Annotated in this window: 11 protein-coding genes; 5 read left to right on the forward strand and 6 right to left on the reverse strand. The window is 64.3% G+C overall.

From position 1 onward, the window contains the following. Positions 1 to 55 precede the first annotated feature (55 nt). Positions 56 to 970, reverse strand: a complete 915-nt coding sequence (gene oxyR / locus EYV96_RS14425; protein ID WP_131152227.1) for a DNA-binding transcriptional regulator OxyR — start codon at positions 968 to 970, stop codon at positions 56 to 58. 329 nt (positions 971 to 1,299) lie between these two features. Here oxyR and EYV96_RS14430 point away from each other — a divergent pair, with 329 nt between their 5' ends. The 3 genes from EYV96_RS14430 (at position 1,300) to prmC (ending at position 9,056) form a co-directional block, all read left to right on the forward strand. After that, complete coding sequence (locus tag EYV96_RS14430; RefSeq protein ID WP_131152228.1) at positions 1,300 to 3,984, forward strand: M1 family metallopeptidase; 2,685 nt, start codon at positions 1,300 to 1,302, stop codon at positions 3,982 to 3,984. Positions 3,985 to 4,126: 142 nt separating this feature from the next. After that, on the forward strand, positions 4,127 to 8,236 hold the full coding sequence (locus tag EYV96_RS14435) for a DUF2339 domain-containing protein (RefSeq protein ID WP_131152229.1): 4,110 nt from the start codon (positions 4,127 to 4,129) through the stop codon (positions 8,234 to 8,236). Then, positions 8,229 to 9,056: a peptide chain release factor N(5)-glutamine methyltransferase gene (gene prmC, locus EYV96_RS14440; protein ID WP_131152230.1), complete on the forward strand. Its 828-nt coding sequence runs from the start codon at positions 8,229 to 8,231 to the stop codon at positions 9,054 to 9,056. The genes EYV96_RS14435 and prmC overlap by 8 nt, the downstream gene beginning before the upstream one ends. Positions 9,057 to 9,113: 57 nt before the next feature. Here prmC and dxs read toward each other — a convergent pair whose 3' ends face one another. Beyond that, positions 9,114 to 11,006, reverse strand: a complete 1,893-nt coding sequence (dxs, locus tag EYV96_RS14445; protein ID WP_131152231.1) for a 1-deoxy-D-xylulose-5-phosphate synthase — start codon at positions 11,004 to 11,006, stop codon at positions 9,114 to 9,116. 184 nt (positions 11,007 to 11,190) lie between these two features. Between dxs and EYV96_RS14450 the strand changes: the two genes are divergently transcribed. Further along, a complete protein-coding gene (locus EYV96_RS14450) occupies positions 11,191 to 11,631 on the forward strand; it encodes a low affinity iron permease family protein (RefSeq protein ID WP_131152232.1) in 441 nt (146 codons plus the stop codon). A gap of 12 nt (positions 11,632 to 11,643) precedes the next feature. Here EYV96_RS14450 and EYV96_RS14455 read toward each other — a convergent pair whose 3' ends face one another. Next, entirely contained in the window at positions 11,644 to 12,246 is a 603-nt protein-coding gene (locus EYV96_RS14455; RefSeq protein WP_131152233.1) for an HNH endonuclease, read from the reverse strand. A gap of 238 nt (positions 12,247 to 12,484) precedes the next feature. Between EYV96_RS14455 and EYV96_RS14460 the strand changes: the two genes are divergently transcribed. Further along, the gene (locus tag EYV96_RS14460) at positions 12,485 to 13,237 is read left to right on the forward strand and encodes a SapC family protein (RefSeq protein WP_131152234.1); all 753 of its coding nucleotides are present in this window, start codon (positions 12,485 to 12,487) and stop codon (positions 13,235 to 13,237) included. A gap of 85 nt (positions 13,238 to 13,322) precedes the next feature. Here EYV96_RS14460 and EYV96_RS14465 read toward each other — a convergent pair whose 3' ends face one another. The 3 genes from EYV96_RS14465 to EYV96_RS14475 all read right to left on the reverse strand — a co-directional run bounded on the left by EYV96_RS14465 (position 13,323) and on the right by EYV96_RS14475 (position 16,221). Then, complete coding sequence (locus EYV96_RS14465) at positions 13,323 to 13,796, reverse strand: GNAT family N-acetyltransferase (RefSeq protein WP_131152235.1); 474 nt, start codon at positions 13,794 to 13,796, stop codon at positions 13,323 to 13,325. 124 nt (positions 13,797 to 13,920) lie between these two features. After that, positions 13,921 to 15,696: an acyl-CoA dehydrogenase C-terminal domain-containing protein gene (locus EYV96_RS14470; RefSeq protein WP_131152236.1), complete on the reverse strand. Its 1,776-nt coding sequence runs from the start codon at positions 15,694 to 15,696 to the stop codon at positions 13,921 to 13,923. A 42-nt stretch (positions 15,697 to 15,738) separates the two neighbouring features. Then, a complete protein-coding gene (locus tag EYV96_RS14475; protein WP_131152237.1) occupies positions 15,739 to 16,221 on the reverse strand; it encodes a hypothetical protein in 483 nt (160 codons plus the stop codon). Positions 16,222 to 16,529 lie beyond the last annotated feature (308 nt).

The raw sequence follows: 16,529 nt of genomic DNA on the forward strand, positions 1-16,529 counted from the left end.
CCCCGCTCTTACTGTTTACCGTTTACAGCTCGCGCCAGCGAGCGACTCCCCCCGTTCAAGCCACCTGTGGCTTGAGCAAATCCGCCGGTAAGCTGCGGATGACGTCGGCGAAGCGCTTCAGGAACGCGCTCATCGACGAGCTCTTGCGCCATACCAGCGCAATGCGCCGACTCGGTGGATGGCCGGCGAATTCGATGAGATGAACGTTGTCGGTGCGAGGTACCGGTGGCTTGATCGCCAGCGTGGGCAGCAAGGTCATGCCCACGTTGGCGGCCACCATCTGGCGCAGGGTTTCCAGGCTGGTAGCGCGGAAACCCGCTTTCTCGCCGGCGCCAGCCATGTGGCAAACCTCCAGCGCCTGGTCACGCATGCAGTGCCCGTCTTCCAGCAACAGCAGGTTCTGGTCTTCGAGATCGGCCAGTTTCAGGCCCCGCTGCTTTTGCGCGAGCGGATGGGCATCGGGCACGGCCAGCACGAACGGTTCCTCGAACAGGAATTCCTCATGCAGGCTGTCCTCGTGCAGGGGCAGGGCGAGGATGCCGACATCCAGCGAACCTTCGCGCAGCATGCGGATGATCTGCTCGGTTTTCTCTTCGACCAGCAGCAGTTCAAGCCGGGGAAACTGGGAGCGCACGAGTGGCACGAGGTGCGGCAGAAGATACGGCCCCAGGGTCGGAAAGATGCCGAGGCGCAAGGTGCCCGATTCCGGATCACGCGTACGCTGCGCGATGGCCTTGATCTCGTCGATCTCCGACAGCACCCCCTTGGCCCGGCGCGCGATCTCGCGACCCGTTTCGGTGAGCAGCACCTTGCGTGGCGTCCGCTCGACCAGGGCGACACCCAGTTCGTCCTCGAGCTTTTTGATCTGCGTGGACAGCGTCGGCTGGCTCACGAAGCTCGCCTCGGCGGCCCGACCGAAGTGGCGGTGCTCTGCCAGAGCGACGAGGTACTGGAGGTCGCGCAGGTTCATAATAGGCTTCGGCTATGAATTTCCCTGATTCTATCCGTTCCGACAATGTATGGCGTGAAGCCGGCGGCTGGCGCCGCCTGTGAAGCCGCCCGCTGCGCGGGCTGTAAACGGTAAACAGGGAAGAGCAGGTCCCGGCAAGCCTGAGTCCCGCTCTTACTGTTCACCGTTTACAGCGCCGCAGGCGCGGCCCCACAGCCCGCGCAGCGTGCGGCCCCACAGGGCGCGCAGCGCCCGGCCTCCCCGCCAAAGCAAGCGTGCCTTCTGGCACGTGCCCAAAGTCACCCCCAGCCCTAGCGTTGGTCCTCTTTGTGACACTGGGGAAACACCACATGCGTCGTCTTGTTCGTCCGCTTCTGCTGACCGCGTTGGCCGCTTCGTGCGGTATCGCGATGGCCGCCACTCCTGACTCCGACCAGCCGCAAGGCAAGCTGCCGCGCTGGGCCATGCCCGAGTCGTATCAGCTGGCTTTCAAGGTGGACCCGAAGCAGCAGGACTTCTCCGGCACCACCACCATCAAGATCAAGCTCACCCAGGCCACCGACCATATCTGGATGCATGGTCGCGAGCTGAAGGTCAGCAAGGTCACGGTGATCAACGCCAAGGGCAAGAAGTCGGTCGGCAAGTACGACGACGTCGCGCCGAAGGAAGGCGTGGTCAAGATCGAGCTGGGCGCCACGCTGCAGCCGCAGGACATCACGCTGGTCATCGACTACTCCGCGCCGCTGAACCAGCAGCTGCAGGGTCTGTACAAGGTGAGCCACGAGGGCAAGCCGTACGCGATGACGCAGATGGAACCCATCAGCGCGCGCTTCGCTTTCCCGGGCTTCGACGAACCGTCGTTCAAGACGCCGTTCCAGATCAAGCTGACCATCCCCACTGACGAAGTGGGCGTGGCCAACACCAAGCAGGTGAAGGAAGAAAAGGCTGGCACGGGCTGGAAGACGCTGACCTTCTCCGAAACCCCGCCGCTGCCGACCTACCTCGTTGCGTTCGGCGTGGGTCCGTGGGACGTGGTGAAGGGCCCGACGATCCCCGCTTCGGAATTCCGCAAGGATCCGACCGAGCTGCGCGGCATCGCCGCCAACGGCGAAGGTCATCGCATGGAGCACGTGCTCGGCGAAACGCCCAGCATCATCAAGGCGCTCGAGGACTACTACGGCTTCGGCTATCCGTTCGACAAGCTCGACCTGCTCGCTGCCCCGGACTTCTCCGCCGGCGCGATGGAAAACCCGGGCCTGGTCACGTTCCGTGACTGGCTGCTGCTGCTCGACAAGGATTCCGCCGCCAAATACGTGCGTGGCTCCTTCAACGTGACGGCGCACGAGCTGGCTCACCAGTGGACCGGCGACACCGTGACCATGGGCTGGTGGGATGACCTGTGGCTCAACGAAGCCTTCGCCACCTGGATGCAGCAGAAGGTGACGCAGAAGGTGCACCCGGAATATCGCGCCGATCTCGATCGCGTGCGCGGTGCGCAGGGCGCGATGAGCGGTGACAGCATGGTCACCACGCGCAAGATCCGCCAGCCGATCACCGGCAACGGCGACATCGAAACCGCGTTCGACGGCATCACCTACCAGAAGGGTGCGGCCGTGCTCGGCATGTTCGAAGGCTTCGTGACGGAGCCGGTGTTCCAGAAGGGCATGCGTGGTTACATCCAGGAGCACAAGTTCGCCAACGCCACCGCCGAAGACCTGGTCGACTCGATCGCCAAGGCCGCCGACAAGGGCGACGACTTCAAGCAGGCGTTCATGAGCTTCCTCAACCAGCCGGGCGTGCCGTACGTGCAGACCAAGCTGGCGCAGGAAAACGGCAAGACCGTGCTGCAGCTGAGCCAGAGCCGCTACCTGCCGGCCGGCAGCACCGGTGATGCGAACAAGGTGTGGGGCGTGCCGGTGTGCGTGCGTTACGGCACCGCTGACGGCAGCAAGGTCGCCTGCGAACTGCTGAGCAAGGCCACCGGCTCCATCGTGCTGCCGGGCGCCACTGCCAAGTCGTGGGTGATGCCGAACGCCAATGGCACCGGCTACTACCGCTTCAGCATGGACAAGGCGGACCTCGCCAACCTCGGTAAGCAGATCAGCAAGCTGGACGATGCCGAGCAGCTGGCCTACGCCGATGCCATCAATGCGGCCTTCCGCCGTGGTGACGTCGACGCCGGTTCGGCACTCGCCGCGCTCAAGCCGCTGACCGGCTCGAAGGTGAGCGAAGTCTCGACCGCGCCGATGGGCACGTTCAACTGGATCAACTACCAGCTGGCCACCACCGACGCACAGCGCGCCAAGCTCAAGGCATGGGCGACCTCGTCCTACCTGCCGGCCATGCAGCGCCTGGGCTACACCAAGAAGGACGGCGAGGCCGACAGCGATTCGCTGCAGCGCGCCACGCTGGCTTCGTTCCTCGGCCTGGACATGAAGGTGCCGGAAGTGCGCGCCGCGCTGCTCAAGCAGGGTGACGCCGTGCTCAAGCCGGGTGCCGATGGTCGCCTGAACTACGCCGCCGCCGACTCCAACCTGCTGGGTGCCGCCCTGGGCGTGTCCGTGCAGGAACATGGCAAGCCGGTCGTCGACCAGCTGATCGCCGAACTGCCGAAGACCAGCGACCCGGCCCAGCGCAACGCCATCCTGGCGGGCCTGTCCGAAGCCTCCGATCCGGCCCTGGCCAACCAGGTCCGCGACTTCTCGCTCGACAAGAACGTGAAGGTCGGTGAGATGGGTGCGCTGCTCTCGGGCAACCGCGACACCAAGGCCGGTCGTGACGACGTGTGGAAGTGGTCGGTGGCGAACTACGACAAGATCGTGGCCCGCACCGGCAGCTTCTCCGGCGGTCGCCTGCCGTCGCTGATGGGCGGTGGCGGTTGCTCCACCGAAGAAGCGCAGCGTCTGGAAGACTTCTTCAAGACCCGCGCCAAGGAAGTCTCCGGTGCCGAACGCGGCCTGGCCCAGAACAGCGAAGCGATGAAGCTCTGCGCCGCGCTGAAGGCCAAGCAGGATCCGGCTGCCATCCTGAAGTAAGCCATCCCTTTGATGGTCCGAAGCCGGGCGGAGCGATCCGCCCGGCTTTTTTGTGCGCGGATGTTACCCATCGCAGGAAAACGCGACGCGTCTCGCCAAGCCCGATACACTCGGGCCAAACCGAATGGAACGGGGAGCGGGCATGCGTCGTTGGGGATGGCTGTGTCTGGGTTGGCTGGTGGCGGTGACGGCAAGTGCGCAGGACATCCCACCGGCATTGAAGGATTGGCAGGGGTGGGTGTTGCGCGATGCGCCGACGCAGGCGTGTCCGTTGCTGGCCAGTGGCGGCAATAAGCGATCTTGTACATGGGCAGGACCTGTCCATTTGGACGTCCAGAAGGATGGCGCGCATTTCGCATTCGATGTGCGGGTGGATGCGCCTTCGTGGGTCAAGCTTCCCGGGGACGCGCGCGCGTGGCCGCAAGGCGTAACCGTCGATGGCAAGCCTGTCGCCGTACTTGAGCGCGGCAACGAGCCGGCGATCTGGCTTGAGGCCGGCAGCTACGGGCTGCGTGGCGACCTGCCGTGGACGACACGACCCACTGGCTTGCATGTTTCCGCGGACCTCGTGCTCGTGGACATGCGCATTGATGGCGCAGCGGTTACGCGTCTGGAGCGTCATGGAGCCGTACTTACGCTCGGTGAGGCGGCTGCCACGCAGCGGCAGGCCGACGCCCTGAGCGTCCGCGTCTATCGCGGCGTATGGGACGGCCTCCCGGCGAACCTCGAGACGCGCATCATCGTCAATGTGACAGGCAGCGCGCGCGAGCAGTGGCTCGGGCCCGTCCTGCCCAAGGGATTCGTCGCCACTAACATGGAAAGCAATTTGCCCGCGAGGCTCGAAAGCGACGGGCGCATGCGCGTTCAGCTTCGTCCCGGCGAATGGACCATACGGCTCGATGCGCGGAGTCTTGAACCACTTGGCAAGATCGCGCTCTCGCTACCACCCGCGCCCTGGCCGCGTCAGGAAATATGGAGCTACGCGGCAGAATCCGATCGCAATTCGCACGCCGAAGGCGAGGGTGTCGATCCGACGCAGTCAGGCGTGCCGAGCATCTTTAGCGATCTTCCGGCCTTCATGCTGGATCAGGACCACGGTCTGACCATCGACGCAGGCAGTCGCGCCGGGGAAGGTGGTCGAAGCGATGACGTGCATCTTCACCACGACATCTGGTTGAGCTTTGACGGAGGGCATTACTCCGTCAGCGATCAACTGTGGGGCGCGCTGTACCGAAGCCTGCGCCTGGATGTTGCTGCACCCTGGCAACTGCAGAGCGCTTCCGTGGGCGATACGCCCTTATTGATTACCCAGGGCGCTGATGGGCGTTCGGGTGTGGAAGTGCGTCAGTCCATCATCAATCTGAATTCGGGTCTCCAGATTCCGCGTGGCGGCTCACTTCCGGCGACCGGCTGGCAGTTGCCCTTGAGCAACGTCACCGCCCAGCTGCATCTGCCACCGGGATATCGGCTGATCGGTGCGCCCGGTACGGATGTATCGCCGGATTCCTGGGTGGCGCACTGGAGCCTGCTGGACTTGTTCGTGGTTGCGCTGATGACATTGCTCGCCGGTCGACTGCTCGGCTGGCGCTGGGCGGTGATTGCCGCCGTGTTCCTCGTGCTATCCCAGCACGAGTCAAATGCGCCGCGCTGGACCCTGGCCCTGGTGCTGGCGCTGTCAGTCCTGGCGCGGGCGTTGGGCGATGGGAAACTGCAGTCGATTTCCCGCGCGGTTGCCGGCGCCGTGCTGGTCCTGACGTTTCTCTGGACATTGCCGTTTGCAGCGTTGCAGTTGAAGTACGCGCTGCATCCGCAACTCGAAGTAGGTGGTGAATTGAGCACGCAGGCCGAGGCTGGATTGCCGCCGCCCCCGGGTCTGATGCCTGCTGTCGAAGAGGCGAGCACCAACGACATCCCGGCACCGCCGGCGCCACCGCCACCCGCTGCCCCCGCAACGATGGCACGTGACGGTTTCCTCACCGGCGGCTATGCAAGGACTAGCGGCGCCGCAGCGCCGGAGTCGCCCGATGAAGAAAAGGCACAAAGCCTCGCAGGGTTGGCTGTGGTGGCACCGCATGCGCCCAGCGGCAACAAGCTGGCCAACGAGATCGGAAAGCGCAGCATCGTGCAGGCCGGAAACGGCAAGCCCGCATGGTTCAATGGTCCGAACTACCGCATGGCGTGGACCGGGCCCGTAACGAACGAGGAGTCCTTCAGGCTGGTGATTGCGCCTTCCTGGATGGTTCGCCTGCTTCGGGTACTGATGTTGGTGACTTTGGGTCTGTTGTTGGCCAATCTGACGCGTCTGCTCTGGAAGGCCATGCGCCCGATGGGAGTCGCAGGCCTTCGGTTCGGTGCCGTCGCACTGATCTTTGCCTGCGCCCTGCCACACGTGGCACACGCACAGGCGGTGCCCGACCAGACAGTGCTGGATCAGCTGCGCACGCAATTGACACAGCCGCCCACGTGCGCGCCGAACTGCGCAAAACTCGCCGCTCTGCAGGTATCGGCCAATGCTGACCAGATCACGCTCGATCTGGAGTATCACGCAGGTACTGCCGTGTCCGTTCCGCTGCCGCAGGTGCGCGACGCGCTTGCATTGCAGGACGTCGTGGTGGATGGCAAGTCAGCCTCTCTCAATCGCGACGCAGGTACTTCGGTTCGCGTGGATCGCGGCGTGCATCGCGTGACCGCGCGCTATCGAGCGTTCGGCAACGACGAGGCTACCCTGGAATTTCACCTTCGACCGGAACATGTCGGCTTCAGCGGACAGGGATGGAAGATGGACGGTGTCGAGCAGGGACGCGCACTGGGTAATACCTTGTCGCTGTCCCGCATTCAGTCCAGTGGCGATGGCAAGGAAGTCACCATTGGAACCCAGGTCTTTCCGTCCTACGTGCGTGTCGTTCGAACTTTGCTGCTCGGGCCGGAATGGACGATGGAAACCACGGTGGAGCGCATCGCGCCCAAGAGCGGTGGCTTCACGACCGGCATACCGCTGATTCCGGGCGAGCATCCGCTGGTCGACGAGTCCCGCGTGCACGATGGGCTTATCACCGCAACGTTCAGCGCACAACAATACGAGGTCACCTGGACCAGTCGCCTCGATCGCGCGGTGTCCATCGCTTTGACTGCGCCGGCGCTTGGCGAGCGCACTGAGACCTGGGATGTGCAAGCGTCGCCTTCATGGCACGTGGATGCGAAGGGTGTACCGGTGGAGATCGCGAACGGCGCGCAGGTCTTTCACCCATTGCCGGGTGAAACATTGCAACTGGCCGTCAGCGAGCCAAAGGCCATCGACGGCGACAGCCTGGCCATCGATCACCTGCGCGTATACAGCGAGGTCGGTGACCGTGCGACCAGCGTGACGCTGGAGCTGACAGCGCGAAGTACCCGTGGTGGCGAGCACTTCCTGGCGCTGCCCAAGGGAGCCGAGTTGCTTGAGGTGGATCGCGACGACGATACGCTTAGTCTGGCCCTGCGCGACGACAAGCTCGGTCTTCCACTGTTGCCAGGTACGCATATCTACACGGTGAAGTTGAGGCTGGCGCAAGGCGTGTCTGGCATCGTGCGTACCATGCCGCTGGTGGTGGGTGCGCCCACCGCCAACTTGTCGCTGGAACTGGACCTGCCCAAGGATCGTTGGTTGCTCTGGGCATGGGGACCTTCGATGGGACCTGCCGTGTTGTACTGGTCCCAGTTGATCGTCTTGCTGATCGTTGCCTGGCTGCTTGGTCGATTTGCGCCCACGCCGCTTCGCTCCCATCACTGGTTGCTGCTTGGCCTGGGTTTCTCCGCGTTCGCGTGGAGCGCCTATGCCCTGGTCGTTGCCTGGTTGATCGTTTTCGGCTTGCGTCAGCGTTGCGACATGACTTCATTGCGTCGCTGGATGTTCAATCTGGCCCAGGTGCTCCTGGCCGTGCTGACGGTGGCGGCGCTTGTCGTGCTGGTCGGTGCGGTGCCGCAAGGGTTGCTGGGTGTTCCGGATATGCACGTCGAAGGCAACGCTATGTCCGGTGCGGACCTGGCCTGGTTCGCCGATCAGGCGCGTGACGCCGTGCCCCAGGGCGGCGTTTTCAGCGTGCCTCTATGGGTGTACAAGGTGGCCATGCTCGCCTGGGCCCTGTGGCTGGCCAATGCTTTGCTGGGATGGTTGCGCTGGGTGTTCCAGGCGTGGTCGCATGGCGGGTACTGGCGCAAGCGCGAGGCCAAGTCGACGCCACCGCCGCCACCGGAATCTGTCCCCCATGCCTGATATACGACAAGCGCTCGCCGAGGCCACCCGAAGGCTCGGCGAGCGCGTGGATGCTGAACTGCTGTTGCTGCACGTGGTGGGCAAGCCACGCAGCTGGTTGATTGCGCACGATACGGATGTACTCGACGATGCAACGAGCGCGGCTCTTGATGCCCTGATCGAGCGTCGTGCGGGCGGTGAGCCGGTGGCTTACATCACCGGCCGTCGTGGGTTCTGGAAGTTCGATTTGCAGGTGTCGCCCGCGACGCTGATCCCGCGTCCGGAAACCGAGCTGCTGGTTGAGTTGGCGCTCGAGCGGTTGCCGAAGGGTGCCGTGACGAACGTGCTGGATCTTGGCACCGGCAGCGGCGCCATTGCATTGGCGATTGCGCATGAGCGCCAGCGTGCGCGCGTGACGGCGGTGGACATCAGCGGTGCCGCGCTTGAAGTTGCGACGCGCAACGCGGTGGAACTCGGTGTGCGCAACATCTGTTTCGCACAGGGCAGCTGGTTCGAGCCGGTGCTTGGCGAGCCCATGGACCTCATCGTTTCCAACCCGCCTTACATCGAAGCGGCGGATCCGCATCTGATACAGGGCGATCTGCGTTTCGAGCCTGCCAACGCGTTGGCCTCCGGCACCGATGGCCTCGATGCCATCCGCGAACTGATCAGCAAGGCCCCGGGTTATCTGCGCCCTGGAAAGTGGCTGCTGATGGAGCACGGCTGGAATCAGGGGCCGGATATTCGACAGTTGTTGCGTGACGCGGGTTACGAGGACGTCGCTACGTATCGCGATCTCGAAGGGCGCGATCGCGTTTCGGGCGGGCGCAGTCCGGGCTGATCGCGCAAAAAAAACCCGCCAGACGGCGGGCTTTTCTCATGGGGAGCTTTCGCCCCTTTAGCTGACGCTGGTCACCGCGGCATTCACCAGCTGCGGAAAGCGTGCGCGAATCGCGTTGCGGATGCCGGGCAGGTCGAGGCCCGCCATCGACAGCACTTCCTCACGCGAACCGTGTTCGAGGTACACGTCAGGCAGACCCAGGTGCAGGATCGGCAAGGCGATGCCATGTGCGGCCAGACACTCGGCGACGGCCGAACCCGCGCCACCGGCCACGGCGTTGTCTTCCAGCGTGACGAAGGCTTCGTGCGTGCGCGCCAGTTCGAGGATCATCGCTTCGTCGAGCGGTTTGACGAAGCGCATGTTGACCAGAGTGGCGTCCACTTCCGCAGCAATTTCGGACGCAGGTGCCAGCATCGCGCCGAAGCTCAGTAGCGCCAAACGACGACCGCGACGGCGCATCTCGGCCTTGCCGATCGGTAGCGTCTCCAGTTCCTTCTGCAACGGCACGCCTGGGCCGGTACCGCGCGGATAGCGCACGGCGGCGGGGCCCGGGTAATCGAAGCCCGTGCTCAGCATCATGCGGCATTCGTTTTCGTCCGCCGGCGCCATGATCACCATGTTCGGCAGGCAGCGCAGGAAGGACAGATCGAAGCTGCCGGCATGCGTTGCGCCGTCGGGGCCCACGACACCGGCGCGATCGATCGCGAAGGTGACGTCGAGGTTCTGCAGGGCCACGTCGTGGATGGCCTGGTCGTAAGCGCGCTGCAGGAAGGTGGAATAGATCGCCACCACCGGCTTGGCGCCTTCGCAGGCCATGCCGGCCGCCAGCGTCACCGCATGCTGCTCGGCGATCGCAACGTCGAAGTAGCGCTGCGGGTATTCCTTGGAGAAACGCACGAGACCCGAACCTTCACGCATGGCCGGCGTGATGCCCAGCAGGCGCTCATCGGCGGCCGCCTGATCGCACAGCCAGTCGCTGAAAATATCGGTGTAGGTCTGCTTGGCGGGGCCACTCTTTTTCACGAGACCGGCCTGCGGATCGAACGGACCCACGGCGTGGTATTCGATCTGCGCCTGCTCGGCGGGAGCGTAACCCTTGCCCTTGGTGGTGATCACGTGCAGCAGCTGCGGGCCGGGCAGGTCCTTGACCGTGCGCAGGGCGGCGAGCAGTTGCGGGATGTTGTGGCCGTCGATGGGACCGGTGTAGTGGAAACCCAGTTCCTCGAACAGCGTGCTGGGCACGAACATGCCCTTGGCGTGCTCCTCCCAGCGCTTGAAGAAGCGGCCGAAGAACGACTGCTTCGGAATGGCGCGCTTGGCGCGCTCGCGCCACTGGTTGAGCGTGCGGCTGGACATCGCGCGCGCGGCCATCTTGGTCAGCGCGCCGACATTTTCGCTGATCGACATGCCGTTGTCGTTGAACACGACCAGCATGTTTGGCTCGACATCGCCGCCGTGATTGAGTGCTTCGAAGGCCATGCCGGCGGTCATCGCGCCGTCGCCGATGACGGCCACGAACTTGCGTGGATCACCCTTGCGCTGCGCGGCGATCGCCATACCCAGTGCGGCTGAGATCGAGGTGGACGAATGGCCCACGCCGAACGTGTCGTACTCGCTTTCCTCGCGACGCGGGAAGGGGGCCAGGCCGTCCTTCTTCTTGATCGTGGTGATGCGATCGCGGCGGCCAGTGAGAATCTTGTGGGGGTAGCACTGGTGGCCGACGTCCCAGACCAGGCGGTCCGTGGGTGTGTCGAACACATGGTGCAGGGCCACGGTCAGTTCCACCACGCCCAGTCCCGCGCCGAAATGGCCGCCGGAGCTGGCTACCGCTTCGATCAGGTACTGGCGCAACTCATCCGCGACGGCGGGAAGCTCGTCGTCGGGTACGCGGCGCAGATCGGCCGGCGTTTCGATGGGCGCCAGGTGGGGGAATCGGGACAGATCGTTCATCTGCGTATTGTCTGGCGGGTGGCGGGGCGGAGCAAGGGCGGCGATGTGGAGCGGACGGGACGACGCGCTTCGTCTCGGGCCGGATGAGCGCCTGCTGACTGGTTCCGGCGGCCTTGGCGCTGCCGATACGTTTCGCATACAGAGGCGGCGTTAAGGCTGGGAAGGATGTCACGAGGAGTCTCCCATGGGTTCCCAGCGCTCCCTGTTCCGCCGCTTCGCCGAGGCGACGGCCCGCTACGCGGGCAAGCCGGCTGCCTTTATGTGCGCCAGCCTGCTGGTGATTGTGTGGGCGTCGACCGGGCCCATGTTCCATTTCGGCGATACCTGGCAGCTGGTGATCAACACCGGCACGACCATCATCACCTTCCTCATGGTGTTCCTGATCCAGAACACGCAGAACCGCGATACGGCGGCCCTTCAGATCAAGCTCGATGAGCTGATATGCAGCAGCGATGCCCATAACGCCTTGTTGAACCTGGAAGAACTGGATGACCAGCGGCTGGAGCGCATCCGCAATCACTACATCAGGCTGGCGGAGCAGGCGCGCCAGGATCTGGCGCAGTTCGAGGAGCGGGTGGAGAAGCGTGCGGCCCCGAAGTCGAGAGACCCGGAAAACGCGAGCTGAGCGCGACGCGCCTCAGCTCATGATGGCGCGACGGTCGCGCGGCAGGTGGCTTACCAGGAACTCCATCTGGTCGGCCAGGATGTTGCGGTTCGACAAGATCAGGTGCTCCACCCAGCTGGGGCGGTAGGGCACGGCCAGCAGGGGCATGTTGGCCTGCTGCGGGGTGCGGTTGCTTTTCTTCAGGTTGCAGGCGAGGCAGGCACTGACCACGTTTTCCCATTCGTCCTTGCCGCGCTTGGAGATGGGCAGGACGTGGTCACGGGTCAGTTCACCCCGGCTGAAATGGTCGCCGCAATACAGGCACAGAAAGCGGTCGCGGGCGAACAGGGCGGTGTTGGTCAGGGCCGGGGCCGGGTCGATCGCGTGGTCGCGGCAGTGGCCGGTGCTGGCGATGATCGGGTGAAGCTGGAGCTGGCTCTGCACGCCGAGGGTGCGGTTGTGGCCGCCGTGGACGGTCAGGCAGGGGTCACCGAGCGTCCAGGCCACGGCCTCGCGGACGTACAGGCATACGGCGTCCTGCCAACTGATCCAGTCAAGGATGCGGCCAGCGGCATCCAGGGACAGCACGCGGGTCGAATGAAGATCGGCGACCCGGTTTGAAGCTTCCATCAGCATGCAATTTCCTTCGCGGAAGAATTGGCGTTCAGACGGTGCAACGGTGCTCGGATTTGGCCCAGCATAGTCCAAATTCGTTTCAGAACGCGTGCAAATGCTTGTCAAACCTGAAAGTTGGGGTGGATTCCGCAGGCGGCCCGGCGCTGATATAGTGACCGTTCATCTGTAGACCCGACGCCGGGTTTGGGAGGGGAAGCCTGGGTGGCGACCCCGGCACGGCGGGGCAGAGGTAAGTAACGTGGCTGAAGTTCTTTTCTACGAGCGCCCTGTGCCGCTCAACCGTACCGAACACAAGGATCTGCGCCTCAAGGGCATTCCGAGCCTGAGTTTCGCGGCGAAGGTCCACTCCGTTCCGCTGACCGGCGTCGAGTTCCCGGCCGCCGCGCGTGACCTGCCGATCCTGTTCGCTGGCTCCAGCATGCAGGAAGCCGGCCCGATGGCCCTGCTGGGCCTGCGCCAGGACGAAAACCTGTTCGTCGATGCCGACGGTCAGTGGGCGCCGAACATCTACGTGCCGGCCTTCGTGCGCCGCTATCCGTTCGTGCTGGCTGAAAAGCCCGCCGACCAGGAAGGCGACGATTTCACCGTGTTCCTCGATGAAGCCTACGAAGGCTTCGGTCAGGAAGACGGCGAGCGCCTGTTCAAGGAAGACGGCACCGACAGCGAGATGCTGGCCAACGCCGTGAACTTCCTCGGCGAATTCCAGAACCACGTCGGTCGTACTCAGTGGTTCATGGAACAGATCCGCAAGCACGACCTGCTCGAGCCGCGCAACATCCGCCTCGAGAAGGACGGCAAGGTCATCAATCTCAATGGCCTGTACGTCATCAGTGAAGAGAAGCTGCGCAAGCTGGACGAAAAGACCTCGCTGGAATTCCTGCGCGAGGGCGTGTTCGGCTGGATCTACGCGCACCTGCTGTCGCTGGCCAACATCGATCGCGTGGCCCAGCGTCTGGACACGCGCGAGTCGGCTGTCGCGACCAAGAACTGATCCCGCCGATGCGCCGTTTTCGTGGCGCATGATCCGGATCGACGAAAAAGGACGGCATGCGTGCCGTCCTTTTTTTGCGCGTCATTCAGCGAACGGGCTTGGCCATGCGCACCAGGTCGGTGCCGTAGCCCAGCTTTTCGTAGAGCTCGCGCGCGCGTTCATTGCCGGGAAAGACGGCCAGCGTCAGCAGGTAACAGCGATGCTCACGTGCCCAGTTCTCGGCATGATCCATCAGTGCGCGCCCGACGCCACGGCCTTCGTGCGACTTGGCGACGCCGAGGTCGTTGACGTGGCAATTGCTCTTGCCCGTGAAGTAGTCCTGCGTCTTCTGCAAATGGATAAAGCCGACGGTGTCGCCCTCTTCATCTTCGGCAACGAACAGGTAGCTGTTGGCCGGTTCGTCATCCAGATGCCGGACCAGGTCGCGACGAATCCCGTCGATGCATTCGACGCGTTTGCGCCATGCAGGCAGCGGGAATTCGGCGAAGCGGGGCGTGAGGCCGAGGATGAAATCGTCGTCATCTTCGGCGAGGCGGATAAGAAACGTAGTGTCGCTCATGCGCTTGGGACGTCGGTGGGGGGCCTGAGGCGGGTTCTACACCCGGTGGCGTGGCCGGGGGAAGTCCCGCCCAACAAAAAGCCCGGCTTGCGCCGGGCTTTTTGCTCGCGTCCGGTAAGGACGATCAGGCGATGGCGGGGATGGTGTCCACGCCGGCCTCGATGGCCGCCTTGTGCATCAGGCAACGCGGCAGGATGCGGCTGAAGTAGAACGTCGCCGTGTCGCGCTTGGCCCGCTTGAACGCTTCCTGCTGGGGGCTTTTGGCGAGAGCCGCCACGCTGCGTGCCCACATGTACGCCAGCGTGATGTAGCCGGAGTAATACAGGTAGTCGTTCGCCGCGGCGCCCAGTTCTTCCGGGTTGCCCTGCACGCGCTGGGCAAGGGACAAGGTGAGGTCCACCCACTCCTTGGCGTGCGTGGCCAGCGGGCCGATCAGGCTGGCCAGTGCGGCGTCCTGTGCATGCTGCTGGCAGAAGGCCTGGATTTCCTTGAGGAACAGCTTGAATCCCGCGCCCTGCAGCTGGAGGATCTTGCGACCCAGGAGATCCGCCGCCTGGATGCCGGTGGTGCCTTCGTACAAGGTGATGATGCGGGCATCGCGCACGAACTGCTCAACGCCGTTCTCGGCGATGTAGCCGTGACCGCCGTACACCTGCAGCGCTTCCTTGGTCGACTCCTGGGCCAGCTCGGTGACCAGGCCCTTGGCGATCGGAATCAGGAAGGCCACGAGATCGCTTGCCGACTTGCGCTCGGCTTCATCGGCCGCACGCGCTTCGACGTCGGTCTGCAGCGAGGTGTACAGCAGCAGCGCGCGCGAACCTTCGACGATGGCGCGCTGCGTCAGCAGCATGCGACGCACGTCCGGCTGCACCAGCAGGTTGTCAGCGACCTTGTCCGGGAACTTCGCGCCGGTGAGCGAACGGCCCTGCAGGCGTTCGCGTGCATAGTTGACGCTGTTCTGCAGCGCGCGCTCGGACAGCGCCAGGCCCTGCACGCCGACGCCAAGGCGCGCGGCATTCATCATGGTGAACATCGCAGCCAGGCCCTTGTGCGGCGCGCCGATCAGATAACCCTCGGCGGCATCGAAGTTCATCACGCAGGTGGCCGAGCCGCGCAGGCCCATCTTGTGCTCGATGGCGCCGGCGGCAACGGCATTGCGCTCGCCCAGCGAGCCGTCGGCGTTCACCTTGAACTTCGGCACGATGAACATCGAGATGCCGCGGCTGCCGGCCGGTGCGTCGGGCAGGCGGGCCAGCACCAGGTGGATGATGTTTTCGGCCAGGTCATGCTCGCCGGCGCTGATGAAGATCTTGGTGCCGGTGATTTTCCAGCTGCCGTTGTCGCCCGGTTCCGCACGCGTCTTGAGCAGGCCCAGGTCGGAGCCCGCCTGGGGCTCGGTCAGGCACATCGTGCCGGTCCAGCGACCCTCGACGATCGGCTTCAGGTAGGTGTCCTGCTGCTCCTTGGTGCCGTGCAGCTCCATTGCGTGGCAGGCGCCTTCGGAAAGCAGCGGGTAGAGGCTCCAGGACAGGTTGCCCGACTGGAACACTTCCGTCGTGGCGGTGCCGATGGTGTTCGGCAGGCCCTGGCCACCGAACTCCTCACCCTGGGTCAGGCCGGTCCAGCCGCCTTCGGAGAAGGCCTTGAAGGCTTCCTTGAAGCCCTTGGGCGTCGTCACCGTGTGCGTGGCCTTGTCGAAATGGCAGCCTTCCTCGTCGCCGCTGGCGTTGAACGGGGCGAGCACGGCTTCGCTCAGGCGGCCGGCTTCCTCGATCACGGCGTCGAGCAGATCACGCGTATGGCCTTCGCCGCCCTGCAGCCTGGTGAGGATGGATTCGGCGTCCAGCACGTCGAAAAGGGCGAAGCGCTGGTCGTCGAGCGGGGCCTTGTAGATCGTCATGGCGAAGTTCCTGCGTGAGTTAAAGGGTGGCGGCGCGTTGACTCAGCGCCAGGTGTTGGCGATGCCTGGCACCGGAGAGAGCCAGTCATTGCCATGGAAAGGGAAATCGCGGGGCTTGTCTTCCTGCTCCGGCTTGGCGACGGCATGGCCCGACACGGCGTAGGGCACCGAACCGCTGCTGCCCTTGGCGGCCGCCGCTTTCAGCGCGGCTGTCATTTCGGCCGTCGGAAGGATCCGGACCTGGGTCACGTCGCCGGCGAAGGCGGGGATATCGAGGTCGAAGCTGCTGTGCAGGCGCACCGGCACCAGCTCGGCCACGCGCAGCTCGCCGTCGATGGCGCTGAAGCCCATCCCGCCGTAGCTGTTGTTCTGGATGCGTACGGTGAGCTGCCACTGGCCGTCGGGCCGCACCGTCATCTCCTGGATGCTGATGGCCGGCGGGAACACGCTCTTGCGCGCCGGCCCGCAGGCGGCGAGGACGATCATCAGGGCACCGAGCGCGATACAGCGAAGCAGTGATCTCATGGAATGTCTCTCAAACGATTGTTTGAATATAGCGGGAGGATGGGGGGAGGGGGAAGGGGCTTTGGGAACGGGGAACAGTGAACGGGGGGAACAGTGAAGGGGGAGTCCGGGGCGGGGTGCGTTTTATGAGGTGTCTGGCGTGGAGGCGGGATTTTGGGTTCATGCATGGGTTTCAGGTGGGCAGTGTGGGCCTGTCGGGTTAGAGCACATGTGATTGGGGAACAGAGACCCTTCCCATGCCCCAAACATTCCCATCCCACGCCTAACCATGCATCATCCCCGGCTTCCCTTACTGCACATGCCTTTCC

The organism is Dyella terrae (genome assembly GCF_004322705.1).
Classification (GTDB): domain Bacteria; phylum Pseudomonadota; class Gammaproteobacteria; order Xanthomonadales; family Rhodanobacteraceae; genus Dyella_D; species Dyella_D terrae.

Bases quoted from the DNA above. Each gene is read 5' to 3' on its own strand.
- oxyR (WP_131152227.1), bottom strand. From the start codon at position 970: ATGAACCTGCGCGACCTCCAGTACCTCGTCGCTCTGGCAGAGCACCGC.
- EYV96_RS14430 (WP_131152228.1), top strand. From the start codon at position 1,300: ATGCGTCGTCTTGTTCGTCCGCTTCTGCTGACCGCGTTGGCCGCTTCG.
- EYV96_RS14435 (WP_131152229.1), top strand. From the start codon at position 4,127: ATGCGTCGTTGGGGATGGCTGTGTCTGGGTTGGCTGGTGGCGGTGACG.
- prmC (WP_131152230.1), top strand. From the start codon at position 8,229: ATGCCTGATATACGACAAGCGCTCGCCGAGGCCACCCGAAGGCTCGGC.
- dxs (WP_131152231.1), bottom strand. From the start codon at position 11,006: ATGAACGATCTGTCCCGATTCCCCCACCTGGCGCCCATCGAAACGCCG.
- EYV96_RS14450 (WP_131152232.1), top strand. From the start codon at position 11,191: ATGGGTTCCCAGCGCTCCCTGTTCCGCCGCTTCGCCGAGGCGACGGCC.
- EYV96_RS14455 (WP_131152233.1), bottom strand. From the start codon at position 12,246: ATGCTGATGGAAGCTTCAAACCGGGTCGCCGATCTTCATTCGACCCGC.
- EYV96_RS14465 (WP_131152235.1), bottom strand. From the start codon at position 13,796: ATGAGCGACACTACGTTTCTTATCCGCCTCGCCGAAGATGACGACGAT.
- EYV96_RS14470 (WP_131152236.1), bottom strand. From the start codon at position 15,696: ATGACGATCTACAAGGCCCCGCTCGACGACCAGCGCTTCGCCCTTTTC.
- EYV96_RS14475 (WP_131152237.1), bottom strand. From the start codon at position 16,221: ATGAGATCACTGCTTCGCTGTATCGCGCTCGGTGCCCTGATGATCGTC.